General features: G+C 40.7%; 13 protein-coding genes, 2 pseudogenes and 1 riboswitch. Of the genes and pseudogenes, 8 read left to right on the forward strand and 7 right to left on the reverse strand.

The genetic code is table 11. The features are described from left to right. Positions 1-34: 34 nt before the first annotated feature. On the reverse strand, positions 35-1,729 hold the full coding sequence (locus IQ274_RS09110; RefSeq protein WP_194142049.1) for a serine/threonine-protein kinase: 1,695 nt from the start codon (positions 1,727-1,729) through the stop codon (positions 35-37). 211 nt (positions 1,730-1,940) lie between these two features. Between IQ274_RS09110 and IQ274_RS09115 the strand changes: the two are divergent. Beyond that, positions 1,941-3,454: pseudogene (locus IQ274_RS09115) on the forward strand (phenylacetate--CoA ligase family protein). Positions 3,455-3,522: 68 nt separating this feature from the next. Here the strand turns inward: IQ274_RS09115 and IQ274_RS09120 are convergent. Together IQ274_RS09120 and IQ274_RS09125 are read right to left on the reverse strand one after the other, a co-directional pair. Further along, positions 3,523-5,247: a chloride channel protein gene (locus IQ274_RS09120; protein ID WP_194142050.1), complete on the reverse strand. Its 1,725-nt coding sequence runs from the start codon at positions 5,245-5,247 to the stop codon at positions 3,523-3,525. A 69-nt stretch (positions 5,248-5,316) separates the two neighbouring features. Next, the gene (locus IQ274_RS09125; RefSeq protein WP_194142051.1) at positions 5,317-5,856 is read right to left on the reverse strand and encodes a hypothetical protein; all 540 of its coding nucleotides are present in this window, start codon (positions 5,854-5,856) and stop codon (positions 5,317-5,319) included. A gap of 71 nt (positions 5,857-5,927) precedes the next feature. Next, positions 5,928-6,003, reverse strand: a riboswitch (Fluoride riboswitch). A gap of 209 nt (positions 6,004-6,212) precedes the next feature. Between IQ274_RS09125 and IQ274_RS09130 the strand changes: the two genes are divergently transcribed. The 3 genes from IQ274_RS09130 to IQ274_RS09140 all read left to right on the forward strand — a co-directional run bounded on the left by IQ274_RS09130 (position 6,213) and on the right by IQ274_RS09140 (position 7,788). Then, positions 6,213-6,443 carry a hypothetical protein gene (locus IQ274_RS09130; protein ID WP_194142079.1) on the forward strand — a complete coding sequence of 77 codons (231 nt, stop codon included), beginning with the start codon at positions 6,213-6,215 and terminating at the stop codon, positions 6,441-6,443. Positions 6,444-6,810: 367 nt separating this feature from the next. Then, positions 6,811-7,185: a group I truncated hemoglobin gene (locus IQ274_RS09135; protein ID WP_194142052.1), complete on the forward strand. Its 375-nt coding sequence runs from the start codon at positions 6,811-6,813 to the stop codon at positions 7,183-7,185. Positions 7,186-7,407: 222 nt separating this feature from the next. Further along, positions 7,408-7,788 (forward strand): DUF6632 domain-containing protein, encoded by a 381-nt coding sequence (locus tag IQ274_RS09140; protein WP_163929054.1) that lies wholly within the window; start codon positions 7,408-7,410, stop codon positions 7,786-7,788. Between the two features lie 54 nt (positions 7,789-7,842). Here the strand turns inward: IQ274_RS09140 and IQ274_RS09145 are convergent. Beyond that, positions 7,843-8,430: pseudogene (locus IQ274_RS09145) on the reverse strand (Uma2 family endonuclease). A 153-nt stretch (positions 8,431-8,583) separates the two neighbouring features. Between IQ274_RS09145 and fni the strand changes: the two are divergent. Then, positions 8,584-9,633 carry a type 2 isopentenyl-diphosphate Delta-isomerase gene (gene fni, locus IQ274_RS09150; protein WP_194142053.1) on the forward strand — a complete coding sequence of 350 codons (1,050 nt, stop codon included), beginning with the start codon at positions 8,584-8,586 and terminating at the stop codon, positions 9,631-9,633. A 55-nt stretch (positions 9,634-9,688) separates the two neighbouring features. Further along, complete coding sequence (sppA, locus tag IQ274_RS09155) at positions 9,689-11,524, forward strand: signal peptide peptidase SppA (protein WP_194142054.1); 1,836 nt, start codon at positions 9,689-9,691, stop codon at positions 11,522-11,524. An 83-nt stretch (positions 11,525-11,607) separates the two neighbouring features. Here sppA and IQ274_RS09160 read toward each other — a convergent pair whose 3' ends face one another. Together IQ274_RS09160 and IQ274_RS09165 are read right to left on the reverse strand one after the other, a co-directional pair. After that, entirely contained in the window at positions 11,608-12,711 is a 1,104-nt protein-coding gene (locus IQ274_RS09160; protein WP_163929050.1) for an aromatic ring-hydroxylating oxygenase subunit alpha, read from the reverse strand. Positions 12,712-12,730: 19 nt separating this feature from the next. Beyond that, the gene (locus IQ274_RS09165) at positions 12,731-13,462 is read right to left on the reverse strand and encodes a DUF3865 domain-containing protein (protein WP_194142055.1); all 732 of its coding nucleotides are present in this window, start codon (positions 13,460-13,462) and stop codon (positions 12,731-12,733) included. Between the two features lie 460 nt (positions 13,463-13,922). On the opposite strand from IQ274_RS09165, the gene IQ274_RS09170 reads away from it, so the two are divergent. Then, positions 13,923-16,145: a sensor histidine kinase gene (locus tag IQ274_RS09170; RefSeq protein ID WP_194142056.1), complete on the forward strand. Its 2,223-nt coding sequence runs from the start codon at positions 13,923-13,925 to the stop codon at positions 16,143-16,145. Between the two features lie 81 nt (positions 16,146-16,226). On the opposite strand, the gene IQ274_RS09175 is transcribed toward IQ274_RS09170, so the two are convergent. Beyond that, positions 16,227-16,784, reverse strand: a complete 558-nt coding sequence (locus IQ274_RS09175; RefSeq protein WP_194142057.1) for an HPP family protein — start codon at positions 16,782-16,784, stop codon at positions 16,227-16,229. A gap of 553 nt (positions 16,785-17,337) precedes the next feature. Between IQ274_RS09175 and IQ274_RS09180 the strand changes: the two genes are divergently transcribed. Then, the gene (locus tag IQ274_RS09180; RefSeq protein WP_194142058.1) at positions 17,338-19,779 is read left to right on the forward strand and encodes a dynamin-like GTPase family protein; all 2,442 of its coding nucleotides are present in this window, start codon (positions 17,338-17,340) and stop codon (positions 19,777-19,779) included. Positions 19,780-19,849 lie beyond the last annotated feature (70 nt).

Below are 19,849 nucleotides of genomic sequence, written 5' to 3' on the forward strand. Positions count from 1 at the left end.
GTCACCAGTCCCCAGTCCCCAGTCACCAGTCCCCTTACTTGCCAGATTGTAGTTTACTGACTTGATCGGCAGCGATCGCATACCAAATTTGACCGAAGGTCTTTTGATTCAGTTTCCCACGCTCCTGACCAGGAAACAACCGATCAAATTTTTCATTTGTGTCTTTGTTCAGTTGCTCAAGTGTATAGTTCCCCAATTGGCCGGATCGCACTTGTCGTCTCCATGTATCGTAATCTTTTTGACTATATTTACCTAATTTTTGACGAGCTTCTGTACTGAGCTTTGCCTGTTCTATTTTATTCAATAAATCGTCAGCGATACCAGACCATTCATCTCGTAAACCAGCGTCTTCAGGTTTAGATGTCAGGCTACGTCCCTTTAATTCTGGTTTTTTTGTATAAAATAAATCATCTACGAAGGGAATAAAAAATCCTTCAGTAATTTCTAGCTGTTGGCGACGACTGATAATTTCTTGGAGATTAGGATTTTTTCCTTTTTCGCCACCTGGTTTACCGCTTGGGAACTGGGGAATTTGCGGTAATGAAATTGATGGGATGGTAATTGAAGATACGCTCCGAATGACTGCATTTACTACCCCCCAAGCACCTGCGCCGGTTAAGACAACTAAAGCTGTTCCCCCTAAACTCATCATAAAAGGACGAATCCAAAGAGGGAAGGATATCGGTTTAGCGATTGCTTGCGTTCTGTTCTGGAATCTACTCACAATAGCGCTGGCGCGTTGTCTTCCCGGAGCAACTACCATCGTCTTAATCTTGGTGGTAATCGAATTGCCAGTTGATTTAATCGCACTTGACGATGGTAAATCTTTGAGGATTTGCTCGGCTCGTTGATAGCGATCGCTAGGTTTATAAGCTACCATCTTTTTTAACACCGCTTCCAGTTTGGGACTAACTCGGATTTGTTTTCCCCAACCCCAAATTCCCTGGTAGCTGTCGTATAATTTTTGCGGTTCTTGCCCTGTAAGCAACACCAATGACGTAACCGCCAAAGAGTATAAATCACTACTAAAAAATGCTTTCCCTTGCCGTAGCTGCTCTTCTGGAGCGTAGCCTTTTTTACCCAGCAAAGTATTATTCCCAACCAACTTAGTCTGCCAAAAACCTTGAGAAGCAGGCAATTGCTTGACACCACCAAAATCAATCAGCACGGGTAGATTATCAGAACGCCGCCAAATTAAATTATCAGGAGAGATATCACGGTGAACAACATCTTGTGAGTGGATGTAGGCTAATACAGGTAAAATCTGTTGCATTAGGGTGATTACTTCCTCTTCACTGAAAGTTTTGCCTTGGCTCTCGCGTTGTTCTAATAATTGGTAGTAATTGTCACCATCCACATAATCTTGTACTAGAAAGAAAAAATCTTTAGTGCCTATTTTCACTTGTAGCGAGGCGTGAAAACGCGGAATCTGTGGATGCTGGAGTTTTTTCAGAACATTGGCTTCTCGCTCAAATAACTCTTTAGCTTTTTGTAAATCTTGATGTTCTTGTACTTGGGGTGCAAATTCCTTCAGCACACAGGTTCGATGGGATTGATTTATATCCTCGGCCAAATAGGTGCGTCCAAAGCCGCCCTGCCCTAAATGACGGATAATTTGATAGCGATTATCCACAACCTGTCCCACAGCAAGAGGTAATGGTTCACCACAATGGGTACAAAAGCGGTTACTACCATTATTTGTGTGTTGTCTACTGCAATAGAGTTGCATGGTGCTGAAGGATAAATTAATGTTTTATTGGATGACTACAACGGGCATACCCTCATTTTCGGATATCCTACCAAAAATTAGGAGATGGGTGTTCCTATAGTAAATCTATGTTGGTGAGAATCACTGGAGTTTTGCGGGTATCAGATAACGGCTAGAATACTCACAGCAAATAATAGTGTTGGTTCTATTTTCAGGATAAACAACAAGCGTCATGAACTGCAAACCACGACAGCAGCAAGTAATTAAAGCATTTGAAGATTTTTTGTCTACTCCCCTAGAAACGATACTGCAACGGCATCTCAACACCCAAACTTCGGCAGCTTTAACTTTATTTCATGATGTGGCGGCTAATGTACCTGCCTACAAAGCTTTTTTAGCTGAAAGGGAAATTAATCCCGCGAGTATTCAAACCTTGGAGGAGTTTCAAAAACTCCCAGCGATCGCTAAACAAAATTATATACTGAGTTATCCCTTAGCTGACTTGTGCCGCAACGGACAACTAGAAGGGTGCGATATGATCGCCGCTTCATCGGGTTCTAGTGGTAAACCGACATTTTGGCCTCGTTTTTTCACAGATGAACTCCAAATCGCCACACGTTTTGAACAAATTTTTCACGATAGTTTTCATTCAGACACTAGACGTACCCTAGCAGTGATTTGTTTCACTTTAGGCACTTGGGTAGGTGGGATGTTTACCACTAATTGCTGTCGTTATCTTGCTAGCAAAGGTTATCTCATCACCGTAATTACTCCTGGTAACAACAAAGATGAAATCTTGCGAGTTGTCCAAGAACTAGGTTTAGCATTTGAACAAGTGGTGCTGTTGGGATACCCGCCATTTTTGAAAGATGTGATTGATACTGGTATCGATCGTTGTGTGGAGTGGCAGCAATATCAGATTAAATTAGTCATGGCGGGAGAAGTATTTAGTGAAGAATGGCGGAGTTTAGTTGGCGAAAGAGTTGGTTCACAAAATCCTTGCTATGATTTTGCATCACTTTACGGCACTGCGGATGCGGGAGTTTTGGGTAATGAAACCCCGTTAAGTATCTGCATTCGCCGTTTTTTGGCAGAAAATCCCGATGCAGCTAGAGCTTTATTTGGCGAATCGCGTTTACCCACACTAGTACAATACGATCCTTTCACTCGCTTTTTTGAAGTTCACGATGGCGGATTGTTATTTTCGGGAGATAACGGTATTCCCTTAGTGCTTATGACATTTTAGATACTGGCGGAATAATTAGTTATGATGCCATGCTGCAATTTTTAGCAGAATGGGGATTTAACCCGCTTGAAAATCTGCGTTCTGACACTCAAGAATTACCTAGAGGTATTCATCAGCTACCTTTCGTTTATGTTTTCGGTCGTTCTAACTTTACAGTTTCTTACTTTGGTGCAAATATCTATCCTGAAAATGTGACGGTGGGATTAGAGCAACCAGGAATTCAAGAATGGGTGACTGGTAAATTTGTTTTGCAGGTGAAGGAAGATGCAGATAAAAATCGATTTTTATCTGTGGTTGTGGAGTTAGCACCAGGGGTAGAGGGTAGTGAAGAGCGAAGACTTGCGATCGCATCTTCTATTCTTTCACAACTGCTCCGCCTCAATAGCGAGTTTGCTAATTATGTTCCCGCAGAATATCAAACACCACAGGTTACATTAGCGCCAATGGGGGATGCGGAATATTTCCCTATTGGAGTGAAACATCGTTATACGCGTCAATAGTACTAGAGAGGCAGTCCAGTAAAAATAGTTGACAAAAAAATAATATTTTTATTCTTACTAACTGTACCTCATAACAGGAGGAAGCGCTGTAATTCCTCACATCGTAATAAAACAACTCTTACTTCTTTGAGTTCATCGATATGTTCATCTAGAAAACGCCGCAGCTTATCCTCTTGATCAACTAATTCCAGGCATTGGGGGAGTTTATGATGAGGAAATTCATGATGGTCATGGTGCAAATGATCTCCTTTTAAAAATCCCACCGAAACTGGGTGTACTACAACTTGCTCAATGCCAAAAGCTTTGGCACGGGAGGCTAAATAATAAGTGAGAGTGGGGGCTGTTAATTTTTGCCAAAATGTTTTTTGGGGTACGCGAACTCCAGAGTGAAAATACAAACGCAAAACTGTCAAATTGTGCATTTCAATTTCTTCTCCTTGGTGTACAAATCCCCAAAAATGCAGATCATTGAATAAATGAATTTGTTTTCCAATCTTTTTTTCCACAGTCCGAGCAGGTTCTAGGGATTGAGTAGCCAAACTCAGTCCTTCTTGCACAGGCATAAAATGGTACTTGCCTGAGCCAAGGCGCTGTGCATTATAGATACCAGCATGACCAGAAAAAATATAGCTCGCCACACAAGCGATACCAATAAAGACTCCCGACTCTAAACCAAAGAGTTCAATTCCCATGAAAGTTGAGGCTATTGGTGTATTTGCTGCTCCACCAAAGACAGCTACAAATCCCATGCCTGCAAGTAAAGGTGCAGGTAGCGCCAATATTAAGGACAAAGCATTGCCTAATGTTGCACCAATATAAAATAGAGGGGTTACTTCCCCTCCTTTAAAACCTGCTCCCAAAGTTAGAGCGGTGAAAGCTATTTTCTCAGCAAAATCCCACGGTGGTAATTGGGTATTAAAAGCATCAACAATCGTAGGAATACCCAGTCCAATGTATTTTGTAGTTCCGACTGCCCAAACAGCCAATGCCACAATTAAGCCGCCGATGGCAGGGCGTAAAGGAGGGTAGGAGATTTTTTCTTTAAAAATGTGGTTGATTCGGTGAGTCAGCTTGGCAAAAATCATCGCGACAATTCCAAAGATTGCGCCAGCGATAATTGCTGAAATCAGCCCCATGACTGTGACTGTGGGGACAACGGGGGCGTGACGATATGCTGTATGGTGCAAACCCAACATTAAGGTAACGCGATCGCCTACGACTGCTGCAATTAAACAGGGAAAAAGTGCATCGTGTTGGATTTTGCCAATAGCTAAAACTTCTAAACCAAAGATGGTTCCAGCTAAGGGAGTCCCGAAAACTGAAGCAAATCCTCCACTTAAACCAGCCATTAATAAAATTCGCCGATCTGCGTGTTTGAAGTGGAATATCTTTGTCAACCGATCTGCGAGTGAAGCTGCTATTTGTAAAGCTGTACCTTCACGACCAGCTGAACCCCCAAATAAATGAGTTAGGTCTGTACCTAGCAAAACTAAAGGAGCCATCCGCAAGGGAATAATATCTTTGGGGTTATGAATTTCTTCAAGTAAAAGATTATTTCCTGCCTCTACTCGTTTGCCAAACCGATGATAAATCCAACCGCTTAAGAAGCCACCCAGTGGTAATAATGCAATTATCCAAAGATGAGATTCTCGCCAATTTGTTGACCATTCCAATGATGCCAAAAGCGCAGCAGAACCTATTCCGGAAAGAATACCAACTACAAAGGAGATGATTAACCATTTACTGAGTTGAGGTAAGGCAATTAACTGCTCTAACTGGCGTAATTTATTCATATTTAAATTACCTTAATTTTTGTAAGTTTAGCTTTATCTCTTTATGAGCCGAAGTAGATATCCCAAAAATCAGCTAATAAAATTTGCTGATTGATATAGTCTAGAACGAGCTAAAATTTTATCAATCAATTGACGATTTTTTAAAACTAAATAAATCTTCCTAATAACGTTAAAAACAGATAAATTATTTGCTGGTTTTATGCTGGTTATACCAATTCTCCAAAAGATGGCTACGGATAATGACGCTCTTACACGCAGACGCGGAGATTGATCTGTTGCGAGATTATAGAGAATTGGTATTACAAATATGTATTTCTGATTTACAAGATTCAATACTAACTGACTCTCTGAGCTTTTAAGCAACGATTTCTGTGCAAGAGAGTTCTCTAGTAATTCTGCTAGTTTGAATGTGACAATATTGAAGTGTTTTTTGATATTCGCTTGAAAGTAACTCAGTAAAATTTTATTGTTAAAGCAGCAATCCTTGATTACCTTAATTATTAGAGATACTCCATCAGCCTGATTTAAAGCTGCTCTGGGTCTTTCTAAAAATAGACTCTTGAGAGTTTCTAGCCTTATTTTGATAACTCTAAAAAAAATTTTACCCACCTTACTTACCTCATCTTGGCTGATAATTCTTAGCTCTAATTACCTATCTTTTGACAGAAGGTTAATGTAGCGTTGAACTAGAAACTATCAGCCGTGAGGGCGGTTCTCTGGTTTTTCCAGAAGGCGAGTTTCATCACCACTTTCTTTGTAATACCAAAGTCTTCACTAATTTGTCAAGGAATTAGAGCAGTCAACTCTTTAACTTCTGTCTTCATTTGCTCCAGCCGTCAAAAATACCATCCATTTACAGGCTCCCAAGAACAACCAGAGGTAATTGAACACTCACTTTAGTACCTATCACGGTGTCAGATTCAATGGATAATTCTTCACCATGAGCATTGACAATACGTTTGGTAATGACAAGTTTCAGCCCTGTACACCAAATTTCGCATAGATGCAGCGATAAGACCATTCGGGAAACCTCAGAGCGCTTAGTCAGTGGTGTAGTGTTGAAGTATGGCAAAGACAGCCGGGAATACGAAATGACTGGTAGAGTACGCAAGAGCGATGCCTGCGTGGGCGTAGCCTGCCGCAGGCATTGCATCCTTGAAGATGGTGATTATCATAAAAAAGAATATAGCGTCTAATCCAGTAAATATAAGTTTTTTCTGTTTTCTAAGAATGGTGGTTAAGACGGGTAACATCTTGTACTTGTTTGAGCAGCTTTTTTGGACACTGTTGCATAGGGTGTTATGCTAAAACTTTATGTATATATATATGACAGAAAGGGGCTGTAATCCTCTATTTGTCGTCATTAAGAAAAAGATTATATGGAACCTTTCCGTATAATTAATAGTTAGGCATCGCCCTCGTTCTAATGAAGTGAGCTATCAAAGCAGATAAATTGCTGATTTGTTTATGCTCCAATCTTTTAAATAATTTGAAATTTCAGATTCTCCCATCTGCCTCATATCAAATTTGAAGTCAATGCAATTGTGGAGTAATTAATTTTCAATGAGTACACTGTATGACAAGCTTGGTGGCGCAGCAGCAGTTGATATAGCTGTAGAAAAGTTTTATGAAAAGGTTTTAGCGGATAAGCGGGTTCAAAACTTTTTTGCTCATACAAATATGCAGCAACAGAAGCAGCATCAAAAAGACTTTATGATCTATGCTTTTGGTGGTGCCCAGCACTGGAATGGTCGTACTATGAGAGAAGCGCATAAAGAATTAGTGGCTGAGATGGGCTTAACCGATAGCCATTTTAATGCGATCGCAGAAGATTTAGTTGCGACACTGGTTGATATGGAAGTTCCCCAAACCTTAATTGACGAGGTAGTGCAAATTGTAGGCTCTACTGCTCATCGGAACGACGTCTTAAATCGGTAAGCTTGTCAGAACTGAGACTGTAATGAGCAACAAATAGGCATTATTCACGGTGAATGATGCCCATTGCTTTGCAGACGATTCGGTGTTGAATCAGCTTTAAACCACAAAAAACATCAAGATTCATAACACTCCTAAGTTGAAGTGTCACTAGTGAGAATACTATTAAAAGTAGGTATTCCATTAGTAGAAACTATCCTGGAAAAATAGTGTGAGGTTGAAGTAATGGATGAGCAGCATCGGTATTTGCAAATCGCCCTTGTTGTTGTTGGAATTGCTTTTCTCCTGATCTATCCGTTGATGAATATCTGGCCATCGGGCTGGTCATGGCAACCAGGTCAACACGAATACGAACAGATGATCGTCGGCATTTATGGGACGCTCGGTGTATTTTTACTACGGGCTTCTCGAAAACCAGAAGCGCATCTCAGTTTAATCTGGTTCACCGTCTGGTCGAGTTTTGTTCACGCATTGATCATGGCTGTACAGGCAGTGATTGACCCTGCGGAACATGGACACCTTGTTGGCGACATTCCAGCATTGATCTTGGTGGCAATTGTCCTTGGTTTCTTAGCGTCACGCGAAGTAGTGTCAGTGCATGAATGAGCGCGGTATAACAAATCATTTGAATTTTCCCCCTTTCCAATGCGAGAAGGGGCTTTATTCCTCAATCAACTCAAAATTAACTCGCTCGTAAATATCACGCAAGGTAATTTGAAATTCGATAGAATCTAATACTAAAACTGCATCTTCACCTTCATACTCTTTAAAAATCCATTGCCCTTCTGCTTGCTTTGCAAATTGTTCCACAGCAAAACTATACTGGTCAATCATAATATATTCCTGAAAACCAGGAATTGAACGATAATATTTAAACTTATCTGTTTTGTCATAATTTTTAGTTGAATTTGATAAGACTTCAACAATTAATAAGGGATTCGTAATAATTGTTGTACTTGTTCCCTCATAAATAGGCTTACCTTTGATGACTATAATATCAGGATAAGTATAAAGGCGATGACGAGGTATTGATCATTTCACATCCCCTATGTAAATCTCATAATCTTGTCCTTGCACTGTCGTGGGAAACTTTTTATAAAAATTACCTGCAATCTGATTATGGTTGGTTGTTCCCCCTGTCATCTGTATAATTTCTCCATCCCTGTATTCATTTTTATATTCAGCCTTCTCTTCTAATTCCAAATATTCTTCTGGGGTGTAGTAGCGCTTTTCTGTTTGTAAAACCATATTAATTAACTCATAAAATGAGGGAATGGATATGTTATCAATAGCGTAACGTACCCTAAAGATAGGGAAAATAAATATTTTTGTTATAAAAATACGGTTGCAGACAATGCAACAATAGCGATCGCAAGCAAATACTTTTAGCCATATCCACCAGTGAACGCCCCTACCAACATCTCTGCACAAACTCAGAATCGCAAAGCCGATCACATTCGGATCTGTTTAGAGGAAGATGTTCAGTCTCATCAAATCACCAATGGACTGGAACGTTATCGTTTCACCCATTCTTGCTTACCCGAACTGAACCATGACGATATTGATATCAGTACAGCTTTCTTGGGGAAACACCTTGGCGCACCTTTGTTAATTTCTTCCATGACTGGTGGAACAGAACAAGCCGCAATTCTTAATCAACGTTTGGCCCAAGTCGCGCAACATTACAAAATTGCAATGGGTGTCGGTTCCCAGCGAGTAGCGGTAGAAAAACCCCAGGTGGCTGATACTTTTGCTGTCCGCAAGTATGCGCCCGATGTTCTGCTATTTGCGAATCTGGGGGCTGTACAACTTAACTACAAGTACGGCTTAGATGAATGTCTGCGGGTAGTTGATATCCTAGAGGCTGATGCCCTAATTTTACACATTAACCCTCTACAAGAGTGCATTCAACCCAAAGGTGATACTAATTTCCGGGGTTTGCTTGACAAAATATCTACATTGTGTTCGAAATTGCCAGTGCCAGTGATTGCAAAGGAAGTTGGTAACGGCATTTCAGCAGCGATCGCACAAAAACTTCTCGCCTCTGGAGTAGCAGCAATTGATGTCGCTGGTGCAGGGGGTACTTCGTGGGCAAAGGTAGAAAGTGAACGGGCAGAAAATCCCTTACAACGTCGCTTAGGGAAGACTTTTGCCGATTGGGGTTTACCGACGGCAGAGTGCATTACAACTATTAGAGCGATCGCTCCAAATGTACCCCTAATTGCTTCAGGAGGTTTGCGTCATGGATTGGATGTTGCAGCCGCGATCGCCTTGGGAGCAGATATAGCTGGTTTAGCAATGCCTTTTTTGCAAGCAGCTGCAATATCAGAGACAGCAGTTGCGGAACTTGCTGAAGTATTAATCGCTGAAATCACCACAGCCTTATTCTGCACTGGCAACACCACCTTGTATAACTTAAAGCACTCTGGCAGTTTACAGCGCATAGAATAAATTAAGTAGGTCATTTGTCCTTTGTCAATGCCCAATTCCCAATAACTAATAACTAATGCGTAATTTTATCAAACAAACTTTTGCTAGTTTAGTTGGCACATTATTAGGACTAATTATTTTTGGTGGTCTAGGAACCACTGGACTATTGTTGCTAATATTCGCTGCTAGCTCGTCTAAAGATACAGGGCCAAATGTAAAAAATAAGTCAGTGTTGGTTTTTGACTTGTCAATGAAAATTACTGATAGCGAACCTAGTTCTGATGAACTGTTTCAAAACACAATATCAGGTGTGGATGATGAAAGGATGGCACTCCGCAAAGTTGTAGAAACTTTGGAAAAAGCGCGACGCGATCCGCGAATTGTTGGGATCTACCTCGATTCAACTAGCGCTAGCCAAGCTGGTAACGTCGGCTATGCCTCCCTTAAAGAAATTCGAAAAGCGCTGGAGGAGTTTCGCGCTTCTGGGAAAAAGATTGTGGCTTATGGCAGTGATTGGAGTGAAAAAGAATATTACCTTAGTTCAGTGGCAGATTCCATTGTGCTTAATCCTTTGGGAATGATGGAAGTCAACGGTTTGAGTTCACAACCGATGTTCTTAGCGGGTGCATTACAGAAGTATGGTATTGGTGTGCAAGTCGTGCGGGTGGGTAAATTCAAAGGTGCTGTAGAACCGTTTATCCTCACAAAATTGAGTCCAGAAAACCGCGAACAAACTCAGAAATTGTTAGATGATGTTTGGGGAGAATGGCGCACTACTGTAGGTGCAAGTCGGAAAATTGAACCTAACCAGTTGCAAGCGATCGCAGATAGTCAGGCAGTACTGGAAGCCACACAAGCTAAAACTAGCGGTTTAGTCGATCGAGTAGCATACCCTGATGAAGTGGTGAGTGACCTCAAAAAGTTGACAAATAGCGATAAAGACGACAAAACATTCCGACAAATTAACCTGAATAGCTACGCAGAAGTTTCTGGCAAATCTTTGGGTGTAGAACGTAGCTCAAAAAATCAAATTGCCGTTGTTTATGCTGAGGGTGAAATTGTCGATGGTAAAGGTGATGGTGGACAAGTAGGAGGCGATCGCTTTGCCAAAATCTTCAGCAAACTCCGACAAGATAAGGATGTGAAGGCTGTTGTATTGCGGATTAATAGTCCTGGTGGTAGTGCTACCGCAGCCGAAGTTATGCAGCGAGAAGTGAAATTAACCCGTGAAGCCAAACCGGTTGTAGTGTCAATGGGTGATGTAGCCGCCTCTGGGGGTTATTGGATTGCTAGCGACTCTAATCGCATTTTCGCTGAACCAAATACCATTACAGGTTCCATAGGTGTATTTGGGTTGCTATTTAATGGTGAAAAGCTGGCCAATGATAACGGCATCACCTGGGATTCGGTGAAAACTGGAACTTATGCTGATAGTCAAACAGTTTCGCGTCCGAAATCGCCTCAAGAGTTGGCACTTTATCAACGTAGTGTTAACCGCATTTATAATATGTTTCTGAATAAAGTTTCTCAAGGTCGGAAACTCCCGGAACAAAAAGTTGCAGAAATTGCCCAAGGAAGGGTTTGGTCTGGTGTGGCGGCGAAGGAAATTGGTTTAGTGGATGAAATTGGTGGTTTGAATAGTGCGATCGCTTACGCTGTCAAAGAGGCGAAACTAGGAGAAGACTGGGAAGTGCAAGAATATCCTCGCACTAGCAGTTTCGGAGAACGCTTTTTTGGACGTGCAACTGAAGAGGCGCGGACTGCTTTAGGAATTGAGGCGGCACAACTCAAACCATCCAATCCCTTGACTACTGAATTTCAGAAACTGCAACAGGAAGTAGAGATTCTACAAAAAATGAACGATCCACAGGGGGTTTATGCCCGTTTGCCTTTCAACTTGAAGATTGATTGACATCTCCACTGAAGACGCAGAGGGGCAGGGAGCGGGGCGCGAAATCCCTGCTCCCCTGCTTCTTTTGACGCTCTTTCTGTGTATTAGGGTTGGTAGTACTTCAACAAAACTTGATGGAAGTGAGAAATTCCATATTCAATGTCTGCAAGCTGAAGTACACCATAAGCTTTGGAACGAACACTTGCTTGTAGCGATCGCACTACCCCAAAGTCTTCATTTAACACCCGCTCAAATTCAGGTCGAAATTCATCCTGCTTATAAGGAAATGCTTCAATCTGTGCTTTTGTTTGATAAATAAAAACCTCAAACTTAGTTCTTGTGGGAGATAAAGGAGTCAGCCGAAAAACTGAAACTTTGTCTCTTGCAGTATTAATCATCATATTGGGAAAGATGAAGCCCTGGTAAGATTGTCCCCTTGGTTCTCCTGAAAAAGCCGGGTGATCTTTCACGAATTCATCATCTGTAAAAGGAACAAATATCTGATAGTGTCGCCCAGTTGGAGTGTAAATAATATTCTTCGGATCGAAACACTTTAAACTTTGGGTATGAACAACTGACAAGTGATAACACTCTAGATAATTCTCAATGGGAAATTTCCAATTGGCTGGCTCTTCATAAAACCAGTGGTCAACCTGCTGAAGTTCCTGCCAACGGTGCTGATACTGCTCTAAGTAAGCTGAAAATCCAGCCAAATAACTTACTAGAGATTCCCCTTCTGCTTCTGAATGAACAAAGATAAAGCCGCCCCATGCCTCCACTCGTCCTTTAGCTAGATAGACAGCCGACTTATCTAAATTGGGAAAACACTCAGCGCGAGGTAAACCTTTAAGATTGCCTTCATAATTGAAGTTCCAACCATGATATGGACAACGCACCCGTTGACAATGACCCTGCCCTTGCAACATCTGCGCTCCGCGATGCGGACAAACATTGTGCATCCCTCGCAATATGCCATTATGATCTCGAATGACGAACATGGGTTGATCGCCAACTTGGCAAGTTAAATAATCCCCAGTATTAGGTAGATCGGATTCACGCCCTACAAATTGCCAGGTGTTACGCCAGATAGTTTGCTGCTCATAAGCAAAAATTTGCTCGCTAAAGTAGTAATCACCAGGTAGTCCAAATTTTGGTTTATTAGTATTAGGAGTTTCATCCACAAATGATGGATGGGTGAAGATATTCATAGTATTAAGTTCTATTTAATCAATGGTGTTGAGCGATCGCTGTACTCAGAACAATCTCAGATGAGATTGCCTCTTGCGCTAATTCCTGCCACCAGACCTGCATTGCATCGATCATTGCTCGGAACCCTGCTGCAAACTCTCCAAATTCTTCGGGTTGTATATATGCTGCCATAGATGTTCTTAAGCCCGCTTCATGTTCAATTTCCCATTCATCTAAATGTTTGCTAAAGAAATATTGCAAATCCTTGGGCATTGCTCCTTCGTGCAGCCAGTTTACAAGTTTCACAATCAAAGTCAACTCAGGAATTGAGGTTGCCTCGATCGCATAGGTTGCCCCAAGCACATAGTCTACTTGGCGGTCGAATAGCGATAGCACAGTTCTTAGCAGTTTGGATGTAGCAACTGACGGCATTGTATTCTTCACAGCAACACCCAGCCCTTCTTCCAGCCCATCAGCTAAAAGCGTGTAATGAGAGATGCCTTGAGTTGTGTTACCCATTTCTTCATCTATGTTTTCTTGAAGTTCTTGAGCTACACCGCTCCATCCTGCATCTAGGGCTTTCCGTCTTGCTAACTCTGTGAAACCCACCAACTCCTTTGGAAAAATCGAATATTGCTGCATGACATAAGCAATCTGAGCAAGGCTTGCTTGACTCAGCATTTGTACAACAGGATTTTCTGTAATGCTAAATGCCACATAATCCTGAGCGAGCAGTTGATTAAGCTGCTTTGTTAAGTGATTAAATTCCATTAAAATTTTAGTCCTCTGTTATAGATTTTCTGAATGCCAATCTAGCTTTAAAAGTTGCCAGCAATTAACATGTAATTGACATCTTATATGGACAGAATAGCTTCCTTAAATTGATAAATCTTGAGTAAGGGCACTGGAAATAACTAAATAATTAAGTTGATTAAAATTAGTATTTTTACCCGAAAATATGTTAAATCAGAACTATTTAAAAACTGGAATCTTGGAAATATACTATATTACAGAATTAAATTTATTAAAAATATTTGAATAATGAAATTGTTGTAAAAATACTATGTTGTGAGATTAAGCCCAATAGTAATCATTTGACGAGTTGTAAATAGAGATATTGCCTATTATTTACTCGTTTCTTAATTAAACACAACATTATTTTGATAGTCCGAAGTTGCTCATGGGTAATCTAGGTTAAGCAAAGACCTGCGCGAACCAAGATTTACCACTCATGAAGATACATCCATCTGGCAAAGTCCGTGCATTTTCATTACAGCTTGTTCTGATCCTTCCTTTCGTATTGCAACTTTTTAGCATCGTGGGGCTGGTCGGGTATCTGTCGTTTAAAAATGGCGAGAAAGCAGTGAACGATCTAGCGGATCAGTTGATGGAACGAACCAGTGGTGAGGTAAATCAACATTTAGATGCTTACCTGTCGATTCCTCATAAAGTTATCCAGTTAAATGCGGATGCAATTCGCATGGGATTGCTGAATGTGCGCGATCGCCTCAAGGTTGGCAAGTACTTCTGGCACCAAATGCAAGCCTATGACCTAACCTTTATCAGCTTGAACCTAGCAACTGGAGAAGGAACTGGAGCCGGCCGTTACGATGGCAAAACGGTGACAATCGATGATAATGCGATCAAAACGCCAAGCCTGCCGAAAAATACGAAAACTTACTTAACAGATAATGATGGCAACCCGACCCAAGTGATGACGACCAGTACTTGGGATACCGTCAATGAACTTGCCTACACTGAACCTGTGAAAGCGGGGAAACCTGTCTGGGTTCGCATTTATACTTACTACGATCCTGCTTATCCCCCTTATATTGTGGCATCGGCAGGTCGTCCGATTTATGATGCCAGCAAAAAACTGATTGGTGTTGTGGGGGCTGAAATTCACCTGTTGAAACTCAGTGAATTTTTACAAAAATTAAATGTCAGCAGCTTCGGACAAGTTTTTATTATGGAGCGTGATGGTATGTTGGTTGCCAATTCTGCTCAAGAAAAGCCTTTTACCGTAGTCAATAACGAAATTAAACGTCTTAAAGCGATCGACAGCCCCAATCCGGTGCTACAAAGCATTGCCAAGCAGCTTCAGCAGCGCATTCCAGATTTCCAGTCCATTACCAATACCCAAAAACTGAAAGTTAATGTTCAAGGAGAAAATTTCTACGTGCATGTTGTACCTTGGCGTGACCAACATGGTTTGGACTGGTTAGTGGTAGTTGGTACTCCGGAAAAAACTTATATGTCGCAAATCCATGCCAACACCCAAATTAGCATCCTGCTGTGTTTTGGGGCACTGATAGTAGCAACGACGATTGGCATATTTACCTCGCGTCGGATTGCAGATCCTATCTTGCGTTTAAATCAGACCACCAAAGCAATAGCATTTGGTGATTTAGAACAGACACTCCCAGAGGGGAATATCCATGAACTCAACACTCTTGCTCACTCTTTTAATCACATGGCAGGGCAATTGCGGGAATCCTTTATTGCTTTAGAAAATAGTAATGCCGAACTAGAAGCGCGAGTCGAACAACGGACTGTTGAACTTAAAACAGCGATGGGTGAATTGCAGCGTACCCAAGCACAAGTAGTTCAAAGTGAAAAAATGTCTAGTCTGGGTCAACTAGTAGCAGGTATTGCCCATGAAATCAATAACCCAGTCAACTTTATTCACGGCAATATTACTCACTTGGATGAATATACTCAAAACTTGTTACAGATGATTTATCTCTACCAAGAACGCTATTCTAATCATGACCCAGAAATTCAAGCATTAGCAGAGGAAATCGATCTAGAATTTCTCATTGAAGATTTACAAAAGATACTGCCTTCAATGAAAATGGGAACAGAGAGGATTCGTAATATTGTGCGATCGCTGCGGAATTTTTCGCGTATGGATGAAGCAGAATTTAAGGCAGTTGATATTCATGAAGGCATCGAAAGTACGCTTTTAATTCTGCAACATCGCCTCAAAGATAAACCAGATTGTCCAGCAATTGAAGTTGTTAAAAATTATGGCAACTTGCCGCAAGTGGAATGCTATCCTGGTCAACTCAACCAAGTATTAATGAATGTTCTGGTAAATGCAATGGATGCCCTTGATGAGTTGGATATCAAGCGTACCTCTCAACAAATAAAGGAAAATCCCAGTCAAATTACTATTCGCACTTCAGTAGTTGATTCACAATCAATAGAAATTGCGATCGCTGATAACGCACAAGGAATGCCAGAATCGGTTCAAAATCGGATCTTCGATCCATTTTTCACTACCAAACCTGTAGGCAAAGGAACAGGTATGGGTATGGCAATCAGCTACCAAATCATTACGGAAAAACATGGTGGGAAATTGCTATGTTTTTCTAGCCTTGGGCAAGGCACTAATTTCATAATTCAAGTGCCTATCCGCCAAAAAGCTCCTGAACCCGTCCTCAAAGTATAGAGCGATCGCATCATTTATTCGAATTGTTAAACCAACGACTGGAGTGATATTCAATAAAAGTGAGATGCTCCCGAGACAATGCTATAACCAGTGTTTCGGATACGTCCTTTCCTCCGCTAAATTATTGAAGATCACAGCGCATAGCACTAGAATCATCGATCCCTCAAAGGCAGGTGTTAGCAGAAATTGCCAGTCCGGTTTTGTCATCATGACAACTAATGCAACAGCACCTGAAGGTGGATGTACAGTTCCGGTAAACTGCATAATTGCGATCGCACTAGAAACAGCCATTCCCATTGCCAAGGGAGAAGCACCGAGAAAATGCAGAATTATCAGACTCACCATAGCAGCTAAAAGATTACCCCCAATAACATTGCGGGGTTGAGCTAAAGGACTGTCAGGGACACCAAATATCAAGACACTTGTAGCACCAAAAGGAGCCATCAGCAAAGGAGAATTAGTTTTAACAGCAAGGTAAGACGTTGCTGTGATGGCTAAAAAACTACCGATCCAACTCCAAAAAACATGCCGATGATGAGGTCTGTCTATTGGACAGGTTAGCGGACAAGAGCGCCATCTACCAAAGGTTTTAAACCAATAATTTTGTAATCTCAACCGAACTTTTTTACCATCGATCATGAATGAACCACTCGATAATCATGACTCCCTGAATTGACTGAGCAAGGCTTTGCTAAAGTTACAATAACATGACATTTGCCAAAAAATTCCTAAAAAGTATTCAAATATACAGATTTTTTTGATTTTATTGAAATTCAGGCTAAACAGCTCAATTTAAGTTGCATAAAAGTCAATACACTTGTAGAAACGGCGATTTATCGCGTCTCAAAAACCCAAAATTTTTGCCAGTAGCCCTTATGAACCGTATTGCCATAACAGTAGGGCGCGAAGCATCACCATAAAGTAGCCTTTACTACAAGCTAATCATTCGGGAAAAATGCTTGACGATTAGCTTAGTTAAAATTGACTACAGCGAGGCGGATGAGTTAGCCTCGCCAACGTCGTAATCACAATTCTCTTCACGTCAGCCTAATAAGTTTTTAACCAGACACAATCTTTGTGCGTTAGGTGATACCCAGTCACTAAATCGCATCAAATATCTCAGAAATACTACTGAACCATCAAGACAACAAATGTAACTAACATATACATAAATATTGTCAGGATGCTGAATATGTCAGATTTACCACTTCAGTGCAAAAATTTGAAAGAGCAAGTTGAGTCGATATTACAACTTTTACAGCAAGAATCAACGCTACATTCTCAAGATATTACACCTGTACAAACTTCCTTAACTAAAGCGATTTCTCCCAAGTTTGAGATTGTCTTTGCAGGTGCATTTAGTGCTGGGAAATCAATGCTAATCAATGCCCTATTGGAGAGAGAATTACTCTACAGTGCAGAGGGACACGCTACAGGTACAGAATGCAAAATAGAGTATGCAGAATTAGATAAAGAACGTGTTGTTTTGACGTTTTTAAGTGAAGCAGAAATTCGGGAACAAGTAGCTTATTTGTGTCAGCAGCTAGAATTTAAGACACTACCTAATATTAACCAAGAAACTGATTTAATTGACTTGCTCTTGCGAAGTGATAAAGTTATTCAGCAGGAAGGTGGTGAGAGTAAATCAGAACGTGCAAAACAGGCGAAGGCGTTAATATTGTTGCTAGAGGGATATATAGCAAACCGCGATCGCATCAACACGGTTAATAATGCTACATACTCAATGGAGCAATTTAACTTTTCTAATCTCAAGGAAGCGGCTGGATATGCCCGTCGTGGTAGCAATAGTGCAGTATTGAAGCGAATAGAATATTACTGTAATCATCCTCTGCTACAAGACGGCAACGTAATTATTGACACACCTGGTATAGATGCACCAGTAGAGAAAGATGCACAACTAACTTATGCCAAAATTCAACATCCTGATACTTCGGCGGTAGTGTGTGTGCTAAAATCTGCTTCGGCGGGTGACATGACAAAAGAAGAAACAGAACTTTTGGAATTAATGCGGCAAAATGGGGGAGTACGCGATCGCGTTTTTTATGTCTTCAACCGCATCGATGAGACTTGGTACAATACCCAACTACGACAACGATTAGACGATTTAATTAGCGGGCAATTTGGTAATTCAAACAAAGTCTATAAAACCAGTGGATTATTAGGATTTTACGGTAGTCAGATTAAACAGACAAATCAACTAGATAGATTTGGTTTAGATTCTGTTTTTGCAGAAAGCATTAAAGGTTTAGATGGTAAAGAAGAAACACCACAATTTGTCTATGCGTTTAACAACTACTGCGTCAATTCAGGAAAGTTATCTACCACTAAATTCCGTGTCTCTGTTAACGGCTATGAAACTCCAAATCAAAATTATGTGCGGATTTTGGGAGATTGGGGAAATGAACTGATAGAAAAGCTAATTCAAGATAGTGGTACTGAAGAATTTCGTACAGCTATTACTCGCTATCTTACCGAAGAGAAGCGTCCCCAACTATTTAAGAATCTTGCTGATGATTTGGAATATATTTGTATTAAACTGACAAAACATTATCAGAGTGTACAACGTAATTTAGATAGTCAACCCCAAGAAATTGAGAGTATGAAGCAGCAAGAGTTGCAACGCCTAAATCAGCAACTCCAGCAAATCGGCAGAGAATTTAGTGAGCATATCACAAAAGAAGTTAACCAAATAATTAATAATTCTTGTGATGCTTTTGAAGCAGATTTTAGACAATTGCAATCACGAATGATTCGCCGTTTAGATGAATTGCTAGATACTTTTTCTGTAGCTTCTGCTTATCAACGTGCAACAATTAGCCATCCTCGAAATGCTACCGCACCTTTAATTGCTATTTTAGTAGAGGCATTTTATTACTTAGCAAATCAGTTAGAAGATATTTTGATTGAGTCATCTCAGCAAGTTGTTGCGAATTATTTTCAGCGATTAATTGAAAAAATTCGCAAGTCAGAATATTATCGCCAGTTGTATCGTTTATTAGATAATGATGGCGGCATTGAACAAGAGATCAGAACTATAGAAAAGCAGGTTACTCAAGCATTAGTGAGTGCAGCTAGTGTAGAGTGCGATCGCTTCGTGCGAGAAAGTCCGAGATTTTATGATGAAGGCACTTTTTCTATATATCAATTTCGCCAAACTTTATTACAAACTTCTCAAAGCTACGATGCTGAAAGTATCGTAGAAGCAGAACCAGCAATTAGGCAATTATTGAAGTTAGATTTTGAGCCAAAAGTTTCGCAAACTATTCGTAAATCTTTCCGTCAAACTATTAACCAAACGCTCAAAACTCAGTTGTTACCAATGGCAGATCAGCAAGCAGATGAAATTTTGCAGCAATATCCACAGGCGCGTGCTTATTTAGAGAAAACACTGCAACAAGAAGCTGAAGAGAAAATCGCTAATAATCGCCGATTATTGAGTGTTGTTGAAGAAAATATTGCAGTATACAATTTAGCAGCTTCTAGTATCAATAGTTGTTTACAGTCAATGAAACTATATGATCACTTCTTGCCTGTAATTGGTGAGTATTTTGATACTGATGATAAGTTCGCTAATAATGGATTTGTGGTTTCAGACGCGGTACGAGAGGTTTAATTTTAATCCCAAATATTGAGATAACTGTAGCTTAGGGAGTGCTAAATAACTCACTAATCTACAGCTTTTT

The organism is Nostoc sp. LEGE 12447 (assembly GCF_015206985.1).
Lineage (GTDB): Bacteria > Cyanobacteriota > Cyanobacteriia > Cyanobacteriales > Nostocaceae > Nostoc.

Excerpts from the sequence above, each read along its gene's own strand:
- IQ274_RS09110 (WP_194142049.1), bottom strand. The coding sequence starts at position 1,729 with ATGCAACTCTATTGCAGTAGACAACACACAAATAATGGTAGTAACCGC.
- IQ274_RS09120 (WP_194142050.1), bottom strand. The coding sequence starts at position 5,247 with ATGAATAAATTACGCCAGTTAGAGCAGTTAATTGCCTTACCTCAACTC.
- IQ274_RS09130 (WP_194142079.1), top strand. The coding sequence starts at position 6,213 with ATGACAAGTTTCAGCCCTGTACACCAAATTTCGCATAGATGCAGCGAT.
- IQ274_RS09135 (WP_194142052.1), top strand. The coding sequence starts at position 6,811 with ATGAGTACACTGTATGACAAGCTTGGTGGCGCAGCAGCAGTTGATATA.
- IQ274_RS09140 (WP_163929054.1), top strand. The coding sequence starts at position 7,408 with ATGGATGAGCAGCATCGGTATTTGCAAATCGCCCTTGTTGTTGTTGGA.
- sppA (WP_194142054.1), top strand. The coding sequence starts at position 9,689 with ATGCGTAATTTTATCAAACAAACTTTTGCTAGTTTAGTTGGCACATTA.
- IQ274_RS09160 (WP_163929050.1), bottom strand. The coding sequence starts at position 12,711 with ATGAATATCTTCACCCATCCATCATTTGTGGATGAAACTCCTAATACT.
- IQ274_RS09165 (WP_194142055.1), bottom strand. The coding sequence starts at position 13,462 with ATGGAATTTAATCACTTAACAAAGCAGCTTAATCAACTGCTCGCTCAG.
- IQ274_RS09170 (WP_194142056.1), top strand. The coding sequence starts at position 13,923 with ATGAAGATACATCCATCTGGCAAAGTCCGTGCATTTTCATTACAGCTT.
- IQ274_RS09175 (WP_194142057.1), bottom strand. The coding sequence starts at position 16,784 with ATGATCGATGGTAAAAAAGTTCGGTTGAGATTACAAAATTATTGGTTT.
- IQ274_RS09180 (WP_194142058.1), top strand. The coding sequence starts at position 17,338 with ATGTCAGATTTACCACTTCAGTGCAAAAATTTGAAAGAGCAAGTTGAG.